Raw genomic sequence first — 12,022 nt, forward strand, 5'->3', positions numbered from 1 at the left:
GTATGAGCCTTTGTATCGGCTCAGTGACGGTGGCGGCAGTATCGGGGGCCGGTCACTCAGTTCGCTCGTAGGCGCCGTCCCGCCGGAGTCGGGCCTGCTCGCGGACGATGGCCGGCGTTCGACAGCGGCCCGGTTCGCCGGTGACCTGCGGGACGGTACAGTTGTTACAGCTCTCACACAGCGCGTCTGCGCCGTCGAGCAGGCGTGCGCCGAGTCGGGGTTCGGCGTAGAATGGGCGGGCCATCCCAACCGCGTCAGCGGCGGCGGTCGCTCCAGTCGCTCCGAGGTACCGGTCACAGTCGGCACGCGTTCGAAGACCGCCCTCCAGCAGAACCGGTACGTCCACGCGCTCGCGTACCGCTTGACAGAAGTCGGCGTTCCAGCCCGGGTCGCGGCTGAAACGGCGGGCTTGCAGGCGATTAAGCAACTGAACGGCACGCGCTCGTAGTCGGCCGGCGAAGACCGCTGCGTAGTCGTCCTGCAGGTCACTCGCGTCCCAGGCCCGGTCCGGAAACGCACCACGGACAATGCTCATGTCCCAGAACGGGGACACCTCGACCGGAACGAGACCGTCATAGCCGATAGCCGCCGCTCGCGTCGCAATAGCCACGCCATCCCTCCGAGTGAGATGCCGTCGAACGAAACTCGGCGCAGCGGTCTCAGCTGGGACCTTCGTGACCAGCGGCACGTCGCCAGCGTGTTCCCGAACGGCGTCGTGGATTGCTTCGAGGAAGCGGACGCCGTCCCGGAACTCGTCGTTCCGACGGTTGTAGAACGGCGAGAGGAACTGCTGGATTAGGCTCATGTTCGCCGCCGAGAGGTGGATACCATCGTAGCCAGCGTCAACGGCGTAGCCGGCACAGCGCCCGAACTGCTCGGCCAGTTCCCACACCTCGCTCGTCGAGAGCACGTCGGGCTGGAGCGAAATCAGCCCAGCCCGGTCCAGCGCCCGGAGCTGCCACGGCGGACGGCTGACGGCGAGCTGGTGCTGGTTCGGGTGGTTCTCGCGGTATCCGGCGTGCCACGTCGCCATACTCCGGAGGCCACCGTGGGCCAGTTGGAGAAAGACCCGGCCGCCGTGGTCGTGAATCGCCCCAGTGAGCCGTTCGAGTCGCTCGACGAAGGCCGGGTCGTGGACCCGCGTCATATTCGGCGCGGCACAGCCGCCACGGTCGGTGACGATGCTCGCCCCCTGGAAGAGGAGGCCGACACCGGAGGCTGCCGTCGGTTCGAGTTCGTCGATGAGCGTGTCGACGGCGGCCGCGCCGTTGCCCGCACACTCCAGTACCGGTGCACGATACAGTCGGTTGGGTACCTCGATGCCACCGATCTGCAGCGGCGTCTCCAGCGCGGTCACGACTGCTCGCGCTCGTCGAACGTCGCCTCGGTGCGGGCGCTATCCTGTGGTGTCACGTGCTGGATGGCCGCCCGGACTTCCGTCGGCGAGTCGAACTCGCCGTCGGTACTGCGTTCGATTGCGGCCGAAAGGTCCTCTGCGGGTGGGGCGGCGCTGCCGTACTCATCTGCCAGTTCCTCCACTCGGACCGGATACGCAGCCCCACCGGTGGTGCGGTCGACCGTCGCCTCGACCCGGCGGGCGCGCTCGCTGGCCCGCTGCCGTGCCGTCCGCTGTGGGTCCATGTGTAGAACTAGCACGTCCGTCGGCAAAAATACTGCCGTTACTTCTCGACCGGGAGCAACGCCACACGCTCCCGAACGGCGTCAGGAAGGCCGCCGGCCGTCGCGGCGAGTTCAGTATCCGTCACGTCGAAAAACGACCGGACGCGGTCGGTGTCGTACTCACCCAAGGTGGACGTCGTCGTAAGCTCCTCGCGAACGTCGTCTTTAGCTGCCTCGATACCGTCCTGTTCGCTTTTTCCTACGTGAGCATCCTTCCGTTCGGGATCGACGATGACTGCGACGACGGGACAGGCCCCCTCGCCGACGCCCATCGTCAGCGCGCGGTTGATTTGACGGCGGCCGGCCGCGTACAGCAGGATTTCGACGCCGAAATCCTCCGCGATGGCGTCGCCCCGGTCGTGGGCCCGGGTCGCGAGTTCGACGGCCAGTTCGAGATGGGCGCGGTCTACGACGTAGCGGGCGTCGAACGCCTGCACCGTGACGCCGTGGCGATCGCCGATTGCACTGAGCGTCTCCACGAACGACCCCACGTCGTCGATATCGGCAGTACCCTCGACAACCCGCATCAGAAATCACCCAGACTGGACTGGTCATCATTGGCTGTCGATTTGGCGTTCGTGTCCCCATCTGCACCGTCGTCAAGGTCAACAGACACGTCGGGCGCGGGCTCGACGCCCTCCATCGACGGGTCACGGTGGCCGGCGCTTTCGAGGACGTTTTCGGCCGTCTTCCGGCGGCCTCGGAGCGCCGCTAGCACGACAGCCTTGTCCGCGTCCCGAAGCTGTGCGCGGTCGGTGATGCCGGCCTGGAACAGCCGTCGTGCGCGTTTTCGGCCGACGCCGCGGACGCCGGCCAGATCGACCAGCTCCTCTCGGACGCCGTGTTCGACGCGAATGCGGGCCTCGCTGATGGCCCGGGCGGCGTCCAAATCGACCTCACTGGCCAGCGATTCGGCGGCCCCCAGCAGCCACTGGGCAGTTTCGACTTTCCCGCGGATGTCACCCGGGCCGACGCCGTACCGCTCCGTAATTGTCGCCTCGTCGACCTCCGTGGCCCAGTCTTCGAGCAGGCGGGCTGTCTTCAGGGCCGAGAGCCAGTCCTCGAAGCGACCCTCCTCGAACTCCGACGGCGTAGGTCCGAGCAGTTCTTCCTCGCGTTCGAACAGTTCCATCTCGTACTCCTCGCGATCGCCCGAGCGGAGATAGAGCTGGTACATATCCGGCGTCCGCGAGACGAGATGGAACAGGCCCAGTGCGGAGATGTCGTCCGGGTCCCTGTCGGGGTCGTCGCTTCCATTGGCCTCCTCGGCCAGTTCGCTGGCAGTTGTGAAGCCGCTGTCAGCCGGCGCTTCCGCGGGCGTCTCAGCCGGCGACCCGCTTGCCGAGGTGCTATCGCTGGCACCCCGTTCCCAGTCCCGCAGGCCGTCGACGATTTCGGCAGCGCTCATCGGGTCCAGATAGAGCCGTGAGACGGTGTGACCGAGCGAGGTAGCGTCGAGTTCGCCAGCTTCGATTTCTAAGAAGTCATTGCGCTGGAGGTACGTGAGCACGTCGTCGACGACGCGTTCCAGCTGGCTGCTGTCGTCAGTCTGGCTGGCGTACAGCGTCTGTTCGAGGAACTCAAGCAGTCCCTCACGCGAGCGGGCGAAGCCGGAGGCGACGGTCGCGAGGATGTGAGTCCGCAGGGCCGGTTCAGCCGCGAGTTTCGACCGGACCGGTTCCGGATCGGCCCAGACATAGCGCTCAAACAGCTCGTCCACCTCGTCGTGGCTGGAGGCGATGAGGACCGCCTCGCCGTAGGGATCGAGCCCCGGGCGGCCGGCCCGGCCCATCATCTGATGTACTTCGAGCACCGACAGCGGGGCCATCCCGCCGGCCGAGCCGTCATAGCGCCGCCAGTCGCGGACAACAACGCGCCGGGAGGGTGTGTTGACTCCGGCTGCGAGCGTCGGCGTCGCGCAGACGACCTTCACCAGCCGGTCCCGGAAAGCCTCCTCAACGAGTTCGCGGTGGCCCCGTGAGAGGCCGGCGTGGTGGAACGCCGCCCCGTCCGCAACGGCGTCCGCGAGTTCGTCGCTTGTTTCCGTGTCGCTCACGTCCCGGATCTCCTCGGCGATGTCGGCCAGCTGATCCCGTTCCTCGGTGCTGAGGTGGGGCCGAACCGTGTTCGCCAGCCGGCCCGCCGCCGCCTCGGCGTTACGCCGGGAGTTGACGAACACCAGCGTCGAGCCATCGTCCTCGAGCGTATCGCGGACGATAGCCGCCGTCTGCTTCTCGTTGTTCTGCACCGAGAGACGTTGTTGGCTCCCGTCTTCGAGATGCAGCGCCTGCCCGTAGTGGACCCCCTTCTGGAGTTCAATGGGGCGCCAGTCGGAGTCGACAAGCCCCGCATCGAGCCACGTCGCCAGCGCCTCGGCGTTGCCGATAGTCGCCGACAGCGCGACGGTCTGCAGGTCGGGGTTGAGCCGGCGGAGCTTCGCCAGGGTCACCTCCAGTGTCGGCCCCCGCTCGCCGTCGTCGACGAGGTGGACCTCGTCAGTAACGACACAGGTGAGGTCCTCGATCCAGGGCGCGTCGTTCCGGACCAGCGAGTCCACTTTCTCGCTGGTGGCGACGACGATGTCCTTGTCCGCGAGCCATCCCCCCTCGGACTCGTAGTTCCCCGTCGAGACGCCGATGTCGAGGCCGTACTGCTCGAACTCCTCGAAGTCGGCCTGCTTCTCGCTGGCCAGTGCTCGCAGTGGAACGATATACAGCGCTTTGCCGCCGCGGGCGACCGAGGAGAGCATCGCTAGCTCGGCGATGAGGGTCTTTCCGCTCGCTGTTGGAATCGATGCGACCAGATTCTCCCCCTCGGTGACGCCGGCCTCGACGGCTTCGGCCTGTGGCGGGTACAGCTCCTCGATGCCGTCGTCGCGCAGGTGGTCTGGGAGCCACTCGGGCACGCCCGGCAGGTCCGCAACGTCCATTACACCCCGCTTGGGTCCTGCCCCGATTTAAACTGTCGCACTGCAACCGCTTCGACCCGCAGGCGAATCGAGCACCGAGGGGAACGCCTTTGGACACGAGCAGCCAACACGAGGTATGCGAGTCGAGTACGACTACGACACCTGTATCGGGATGTTCCAGTGTGTCGCGGAGTGGGACGCCTTCGAGCGCGACGAGGACGCCGGCAAAGCAGTGCTGGCGGACAGTGAGGAACAGGAAGAAGACGTGTTTGTTCGGGAGGTTCCCGACGACGCCGAACTGGACGCAAAGTTCGCCGCCCGGTCCTGTCCGGTCGACGCTATCACACTTTACGACGACGACGGCGAACAGCTCATTCCCTGATTAGTCCCTCGACAGTCGCTTCAAGCACGACGGTTCCGGCGGTATCGCCGTCAGCCTGCTTCGCCGCGGCTGTGTCGGCCTGACCGGGGTCATCGCCGCAACTGACGCGCTGGACGGTCACATCACCGACGAGGGGGACGCCGTCATCGGTATCTGGGTCGGCGCTCACAATAGTTAGTTCACAGACCAGCGTCTCGCCGGTGTACACCGGGCGCTGGAACTGCAGGTCCATCCGCGAGGCAAGCACTTCTAGATCACCGCCGATGCTGGTCAGCAGTGACGCGGTGAGCAACCCCTGGACCATCCGCCGGCCGTCTCCATCAGGCTCCGTGTGGCGGGGCTGGTCGTCTCCGGAAAGGGCGGCGAACTGGTCGACGTCTTCGGGCTGAAACGTCCGGGTTTCGGTGAACGTCTCACCGACTTCGACGGGAGGCATATGCTGGGTTGTCGGCACTTTGGGGCAAAAAGCCCCGGCCTCGTCCCGAAACCCACAGGGGGCTGGGCTCCTCAAATCAGAGCGATGTCGAATGGTGGTCCCCTCCGCCGCTTGCTGACTGCGTTCCCCGCATTGCTGGCCAGTGCAGGCTTTGTCGACCGAGAGAAGGCGACCGCGGCGACCGATCTCGCCGCGCCGGTGATGGTCACCGGCGGCCTCCGTATCCTCCTGCGCCTCGCCGACTTTCTGATGGTCGGTCTGGCGCTCGGTGACGCGGCCATCGCCGGCCTCGAACTCGGCTTCCAGTACTACTTCGTCGGGTTCGGGCTCTCGCTGGCGGTCTCCTCCGGGACGATCAGCGTCGTCTCGCGGTTGCAGGGGGCCGATCAGCCTGAACGGGCGAATCTCGCGGTCAAGCAGTCGCTGTGGCTCGCGTTGCTCGTCTCCCTGCCGCTGTCGGCGCTGTGTTGGCGCTATCCGGAGCTACTGGTAGGGATTCTCACCGACGACGCGGCGACGATCCGGTTCGGCGCGACGTATCTCGCCATCGTAATGCTGTCGCTGGCCCCGCGGTTCTGGAGCATGGTCGCCGCCCGGGCGCTGGCGGGCAGCGCCGATACCCGAACGCCGATGTACGTCCGCCTGCTTACGCTGCCGACGAACGTCGCGCTCAACGCCGTCCTCATCTTCGGCGTCGGCCCGTTCCCCGAACTCGGCATCGCCGGTGCAGCGTGGGGGACGGCCATCGCGAACACGCTCGCGGCAGTGATTTTCCTCGGACTGTTGCTGTCCGGGCGCTACGTGGTCACGCTCCGACCCGGCGGGACGCAGTTCAGCGTCGACCTCATGCGCGAAATCATCCGCGTCGCCCTACCATTGTCAGGAATGCGGCTACTGCAGACGTTCGCCCGCTTCCCGTTCCTGTTCATCCTAGGCGTGCTGGGGACGCCAACGCTCGCGGCCTACGCAATCGGCCGCCGGGTCATGCTACTCGCGCTGATGCCGGCGTGGGGGTACGCCACCGCCGCGTCAACCCTGGTCGGGCAGTCGCTGGGGGCCGGTGACGAAGGGGAGGCGACTGCCTACGGCTGGCAGACGCTTCGCGTAGCGCTCGCCGTCCAGCTCGTCGCGGCGGTCCTGCTCGTGGTGTTTGCCCGCCCCATCGTCGCCCTGTTCGGGACCGCCTACCCCGACCTGGCGGCGGCGTTCGTCCGGGTGTTTGGCCTGCTCGTCGCCGGCTTCTCCATTTCCCGGACGATGCGGGGCAGCCTTCGGGGCGCCGGCGACACCCGCTGGCCGCTGTACGGGACGGTTCTGGGCGGCTATTGCTACCGGCTTCCGGTAGCTGCCCTCGCCCTGCCGCCGTCGTTCGTCGTAACCGTTCCGGTCCTCGGCATGGCTGTCTCGCCGGGCCTCGGGCTCGGACTGCCGGCAATATTCGCCGCACTCGTCGGCGATTTTTACCTGAAGGCCGCGGTCAACGCGGGCCGGTTCTGGTCCGGCGGGTGGCGCGCCGTGGCCAAGCGGTCGGGCGTCGGTGCGACCGACGACTGACGTCGGAGACTATCAACCACACCGGCCCGCTGTCGACCGCTTCACTCGACCTGCGCGACGGCTTCGACCTCGACGACGGCCTCGGGCGTTGCCAGCCCGCTCACCTCGACCATCGTCGCAACGGGGCGAACGTCGTCGAAGAACTCGCTGTGAGCCTCGCCGACCTGTTCCTGCTCGTCGATATCGGTGACGTACATCCGGGTCTGGACGACGTCCTCGATAGCGGCGTCGAGGGCTGTCAGTGCGTCCGAAACGATACCGAAGGCGTGTTTCGTCTGTTCGTACGGATCGCCCGGCGCGACGACCTCGCCATCGTCGTCCGTGGCGATGGTGCCGGCGACACGAATAGTGTCACCCGTACGTATCGCCCGCGAGTAGCCGACCTGCTGTTCCCAGGCAGTGCCTGTCGAGGTGCGTTCACGGCGCATAGTCGGTGGATGATACGGACCCCGAAAATCGTTTCTCAAGTTTTAATGTCTGGCCCGGGATACTCATTGACATGAGCAAGGCCACGAAAGTCGTCCTCGGAACAATCGGCGTGTCAGCACTGCTGTCGATCGGCATCGTCATCAACCTCGTCCTGTTCTCGGCGTAGATGTTCACCGAGCGTTCACTGACCGGCGAGCTGCCGGCAGTACGTGAGGCCTACGCCCCGGAGGCGCTCGTACTGAACTGCGACCGTGACTTCGAGACGCTGGACCCCGCAGTCGCCGAGGAACTCCTGCTGGTGACCGACAGCCTCGATCAGATTTCTTACGACGGTGCGTGGCTCCCGACCACAGCGCCAGAAGTGCTACAGGAGTACATCGGGAACAGCCTCACCATCGGGATGCCCGGCGACGGCGGCGTCGCCTGGACACGACAGACGGTCCCACCCTGCGTGTTCGTCAAGCCGCGACTGGAAACGTCGCCGGACGACTTCGTCTCGTTTCTCGTCGCCGAGGCGCTCGTCGAGGTCAGCCTCGACGAACCCGAGCATTTTCTGGGTTTCTTCGGCGAGCGCTATCCGGATTTCGTGGCCGCCACCGAAGACCACCTCGATTCGAACGCCCGGTACCAACTCGCAGCGGCGGTGTACACGGCGTATCTGGGCCTGCAGACCCGCGCGGAGTTCGCCGACTGGGCCGACGGCTATCCGGATCTGTACGCGGCGTGGGACGACGCCGGCGAACGCCTGCAACCCCGCCTCGACGACCTCCCCAGCGAGATCGCACAGGGCCAGACGGAGTTCGCCGCGGCCGCCGAACTCGCCTGCAGCGGCGTCAAGCACGGACTCGACCTGCCCGCACCGTTTGCCGCGCTCGACACGGACGCCTATCTGGAATACGGCGCTGACTACGCCGTCCAGTGGGTCGAGACGACGTTCGAGAAGATGGAGTAACGGAGTTCCGTGTCGGTGCTCCAGTAAATACGATTTACTACGTTGTGCTACAGCCGTTCCAGCACCGCGTCGGCGTCGTAGTTGAGCGTCAGTTCCCGCGAGCGGCCCCGGCCCTCGACATTTGTGTAGTCGGCGTCGATGATGTCGAGCTGGTCGAGCTTGTTGATTATTTCCGAGTAGCGTGTGTACCCCAGGTCCGTCTGCTCGGAGAAGGCGTCGTAGATGTCGCCGGCCTGCTGGCCGTCGTGGGCGGCGATGACCTCCACGAGTGCGGTCTCCGAGTCCGATAGCTCCCGCAATCGGCGGGAGAGGTGGACGTATTTGGACTTGTCGTAGGCCGCCTCGACATCCTCGGGTTCGACGGAGCGGGAGGCGCGCCGCTCGGCGTTCATCCCGGCGCGGCGCAGGAGGTCGATGCCGACCCGGAGGTCGCCGCCCTGCTCCTCGGTCAGTTCGGCGACGCGATCGAGCACCGTGGGGCCGACGACACCTTCGTTGAACCCCCGGTCGGCACGCTCACCGAGGATATCTGCGATTTCGGCCTGTCCGTACGGGTTGAAATACACCTCCTCCGGGCGAAATACGGACTGGACACGTGTATCGAGGGCGTCGATGACATCGAGTTCGAGATCCGAGGAGACGCAGATGACACCGATTTTCGCGCCGGAGTGGGCCTCGTGGGCGCGCAGCAGCGAGTACAGCGTGTCGCTGGCCTCGCTCTCGTAGAACAGGTAGTTCACGTCGTCGAGGGCGACGACGAGCACCTCGTCTTCCTCGACTAGTTTATCGGTAATCTGGGAAAACAGCTTCTTGAAAGAGATGCCCGAGGAGGGCGGTTCGTAGTCGAATATCTCGGCGAACAGCCGCGAAAAGACGGCATAGCGCGTCGAGTCCATCTGGCAGTTCACCCGCACGGTCTTGACATCCGTCTGGGCGGTGAGTTCGTCGAACAGGATCTGGGCGGCAGTCGTCTTCCCTGTACCGGGCGGCCCGCGGGCGATGACGTTGAGCGGGCGCGACCCCCGGACGGCCGGCCGAAGCGCGTACTTCAGCGTCTCCATCTGGGTGTCCCGGTGTTTGAACGTCTCCGGGAGCCAGTCGATCTCGAAGACGTGTTCGTCCCGAAAGACGGACTCGTCCCAGCCGAGCATCCGGTCCTCGGGGTCGTCGCTCATCACTTTCACCGAGCTTCGCGGCCCACTTAACCATTTGCCACAGCTTCACCCACAGTGACAGGTCAGTGCGTCTCAGGCGGTCACTACTCGAACTTTCCGAGCAAATCACTGTAGAATCCATCGGCATCGTCGGCACCGTCGTCGGCGAGCTTCTCGACGATGAGTTCCGGCGTCGAGCGGGCGAGCTTTCCCTTGACCGGCGAGCGCTCGACGCGCAGTTCGCCGTTTTCCAGCCCCTTGGCCTCGATACCGTCGATGCTGATGTCGGTCTCGGCGGCCTCGCTGATGTCGCGTGCGAGGTGGGAGACGAAAATCGCCGTGGCCTGGCGCTCGCCCAGCGCTTCGAGGATGCCGGCCATGATCTTCGCGCTGGCCCCCGGCTCGGTTATCGATTCGAGTTCGTCGACGAGCACCATCACCGGGCGGTCGTCGGTCCCGGCCGCCGGCCCGTCGCCGTCCGCGGTTGCATCGCCGTCAGCCCCTGTCCCGTCCCCATCCGCTGCCGCCGGCGACCGGTGGTCCACGTCCGCGACGAGGTCGCCGAACTCCCGTAGCGTGGCCTCGAACGCGCCGGCGTCCAGCGTTCCCTGGGTCTTGGCGTGGTAGTGGAGTTCGGAGATCCGCCCGATGCGGGCCGACTCGGCCGGAACGGGCAGGCCCATATGTGCCAGCGTCGTCACCAGCGCCACGAGGTCCAGCGTCGAGGTCTTGCCACCGCTGTTGACCCCCGAGAGGACCGTCACGCCCTCGACAGTGTAATCGACGGGCTCGACTTCGTCGAAGGGAACGTCGAGCAGCGGGGAGCGCCCGCCCTCGATGGCAACGCCCTCGGACTCGGTAACGTCCGGCATCGTACAGTCGAAATCATCGGCGAAGCGGGCGATTGCCAGTTCGACGTCGAGTTCCAGCGCCGCATCGACCAGCGCCGCGGCGTCGTGGCGCATCTCGGCGAGGTCGTCGGCGAGTTCCCGCTTCCGGCGGGTGGCCCGCTGGTCGCGCGCGGCGGTGAGTTCCTCGCGGAGCCGGGCGACGACGTCCTCGCTGTGTTCGACCGGGTAGGCCGGTTCGTCGGGAAACGCCCGGCGCGCCGTCGCCTCCATGTCCCGGAGCGCCAGCGCGTCGACGAGGTGGTCGCGGGCCTTCTCGACGGCCGCGGCGTACTCGTCGGCCAGTTCCCGCTGGAGCAACGAGTCGACGCCCGCCCCGCGTTCGACCAGCGACAGCAGGTCCGTCCCTTCGATGGTCACGTCCTGCTCCTCAATGGCCTCCCGGAGGTGGTCGTTGGCGACGCTCTCTGCGGTCGACACCGCCGCGTCGAGGTCGTCGACGGCGGTGGCGAGCCGGTCGAGCTCCTCGTCGCCGGTGACGCTGCCGTCCTCGTCGAGCTGGTCCAGCGCCGATAGGAGCGTCTCCAGGTCACACGGCGCGTCGAGGGCGGCGACGCGGTGGACCTCCGCGGCGGCCCGTATCCGGTCCCGGTTGCGGGCAAAAAATGTGAGCACGCGCTCGGGCACGACGGATTCGGGCTCCTCCAACGCGTTCGGTTCCACCCGCACGTCGCCCTCGATGTCGACGCCAGCAAAGGCCTCGTCCAGCGCGACGACCGTCGAGTACGAGCGGGCGAGTTCGGCCAGCTGGCGGGCGTCGTCGACGACCTCAACGCTGACCTCCGGAATCGCGGCCTGCGCGTCGGCGTAGCGCTCGGCATCACGGGTCGCCAGACAACGGTCCCGGACCCGCACGTCGCCCGGTTCGGCCAGTGGTTCGACGGCCGACAAGGCGTCGAGTACTGCCGGGTCAGGCTCGCGGGTCATTGCCGACTCTGCGAACGAGCGGACCTCCTCGATACGGCTACGAACGCCGCTGGGGTAGATCGTTTCCAGTCGCTTGGCGGCGTAGTCGGTTACCGTCCGGTCGGTCAGCAGCGCCAGTGCGTCCTCGTGGATCTCTCGGGCGCGTTTCGTCGCGGTGAATCCACCGGGGTCGTCGTGTTCGGCCCGGATCGCGCCGCGAGCGATACGGGCGGCCCGGCCCTCGCTGATACCCGGTGCGCGTGCGAGCGACGCCACGTCGCCGTCCCGGAGTGCCGCCTCCGGGTCGTCTAGTTCCCGGAGCGCCGCGGCTGTCTTCGCCCCGACGCCCGGAACCGATTCGAGCTCCATCTGCCCGCCCATTCGACGCCAGCGAGAAAAAACCCGTTGCCAGCGGTTCCGGCGCAGCGGAGCGGTCAATACCGCTCCGGTTCGGTCAGCCAAACACCGAACGCGAAGGCGTTTTTGCGCTCCACCGAGAAAGACGTTCCATGTCTGCTGTTTCGGAGAAGCTAGCGGCCGCCCGCGAAGACCTCAAGTCGCGAGACGGCGTGCTGATCGCCTTCTCCGGTGGGGTCGATTCGAGTGTCGTCGCCGCGCTAGCGCACGACGCCCTCGGCGACGACGCCATCGCCTGCACTGCCAAATCTGAAACCCTCCCCGCTGCCGAACTTACCGACGCCACCCGCGTCGCC

General features: G+C 66.6%; 13 protein-coding genes. 5 read left to right on the forward strand and 8 right to left on the reverse strand.

Going from position 1 to position 12,022, the window contains the following annotated elements; genetic code table 11:
- Positions 1 to 52: 52 nt before the first annotated feature.
- Genes C443_RS11835 through C443_RS11850 form a run of 4 tightly spaced genes read right to left on the reverse strand, consistent with a single transcriptional unit; the run spans position 53 to position 4,609 of the window.
- Positions 53 to 1,357, reverse strand: coding sequence for an oxidoreductase (locus tag C443_RS11835; protein WP_005536599.1), 1,305 nt, complete (start codon positions 1,355 to 1,357; stop codon positions 53 to 55).
- Complete coding sequence (locus C443_RS11840) at positions 1,354 to 1,641, reverse strand: hypothetical protein (RefSeq protein ID WP_005536601.1); 288 nt, start codon at positions 1,639 to 1,641, stop codon at positions 1,354 to 1,356. Before C443_RS11840 ends, C443_RS11835 begins: the two co-directional genes overlap by 4 nt.
- A 38-nt stretch (positions 1,642 to 1,679) precedes the next feature.
- Positions 1,680 to 2,207 carry a KEOPS complex subunit Cgi121 gene (cgi121, locus tag C443_RS11845; RefSeq protein ID WP_005536603.1) on the reverse strand — a complete coding sequence of 176 codons (528 nt, stop codon included), beginning with the start codon at positions 2,205 to 2,207 and terminating at the stop codon, positions 1,680 to 1,682.
- A complete protein-coding gene (locus tag C443_RS11850; RefSeq protein WP_005536605.1) occupies positions 2,207 to 4,609 on the reverse strand; it encodes an ATP-dependent DNA helicase in 2,403 nt (800 codons plus the stop codon). Before C443_RS11850 ends, cgi121 begins: the two co-directional genes overlap by 1 nt.
- Before the next feature lie 115 nt (positions 4,610 to 4,724).
- Between C443_RS11850 and C443_RS11855 the strand changes: the two genes are divergently transcribed.
- Positions 4,725 to 4,970, forward strand: coding sequence for a ferredoxin (locus C443_RS11855; protein ID WP_005536607.1), 246 nt, complete (start codon positions 4,725 to 4,727; stop codon positions 4,968 to 4,970).
- Here C443_RS11855 and C443_RS11860 read toward each other — a convergent pair.
- Positions 4,960 to 5,406: a MaoC/PaaZ C-terminal domain-containing protein gene (locus C443_RS11860; RefSeq protein ID WP_005536609.1), complete on the reverse strand. Its 447-nt coding sequence runs from the start codon at positions 5,404 to 5,406 to the stop codon at positions 4,960 to 4,962. The genes C443_RS11855 and C443_RS11860 overlap by 11 nt on opposite strands.
- Positions 5,407 to 5,490: 84 nt before the next feature.
- Between C443_RS11860 and C443_RS11865 the strand changes: the two genes are divergently transcribed.
- Complete coding sequence (locus tag C443_RS11865; RefSeq protein WP_049944033.1) at positions 5,491 to 6,960, forward strand: MATE family efflux transporter; 1,470 nt, start codon at positions 5,491 to 5,493, stop codon at positions 6,958 to 6,960.
- A 41-nt stretch (positions 6,961 to 7,001) separates the two neighbouring features.
- On the opposite strand, the gene C443_RS11870 is transcribed toward C443_RS11865, so the two are convergent.
- Positions 7,002 to 7,388 (reverse strand): RidA family protein, encoded by a 387-nt coding sequence (locus tag C443_RS11870; protein WP_005536611.1) that lies wholly within the window; start codon positions 7,386 to 7,388, stop codon positions 7,002 to 7,004.
- A 71-nt stretch (positions 7,389 to 7,459) separates the two neighbouring features.
- Here C443_RS11870 and C443_RS22465 point away from each other — a divergent pair, with 71 nt between their 5' ends.
- A complete protein-coding gene (locus C443_RS22465; protein ID WP_005536612.1) occupies positions 7,460 to 7,555 on the forward strand; it encodes a hypothetical protein in 96 nt (31 codons plus the stop codon).
- A complete protein-coding gene (locus C443_RS11875; RefSeq protein WP_005536613.1) occupies positions 7,556 to 8,341 on the forward strand; it encodes a DUF7089 family protein in 786 nt (261 codons plus the stop codon).
- 47 nt (positions 8,342 to 8,388) lie between these two features.
- On the opposite strand, the gene C443_RS11880 is transcribed toward C443_RS11875, so the two are convergent.
- Positions 8,389 to 9,516, reverse strand: coding sequence for an ORC1-type DNA replication protein (locus C443_RS11880; protein ID WP_005536614.1), 1,128 nt, complete (start codon positions 9,514 to 9,516; stop codon positions 8,389 to 8,391).
- Positions 9,517 to 9,599: 83 nt separating this feature from the next.
- On the reverse strand, positions 9,600 to 11,678 hold the full coding sequence (locus C443_RS11885) for a helix-hairpin-helix domain-containing protein (RefSeq protein ID WP_005536615.1): 2,079 nt from the start codon (positions 11,676 to 11,678) through the stop codon (positions 9,600 to 9,602).
- A gap of 140 nt (positions 11,679 to 11,818) precedes the next feature.
- Here C443_RS11885 and C443_RS11890 point away from each other — a divergent pair.
- A partial coding sequence (locus C443_RS11890; RefSeq protein ID WP_005536616.1) for an asparagine synthase-related protein occupies positions 11,819 to 12,022 on the forward strand: 204 nt, incomplete at its 3' end.

This window comes from Haloarcula argentinensis DSM 12282 (assembly GCA_000336895.1).
In the GTDB taxonomy this organism is placed as follows: Archaea; Halobacteriota; Halobacteria; order Halobacteriales; family Haloarculaceae; genus Haloarcula; species Haloarcula argentinensis.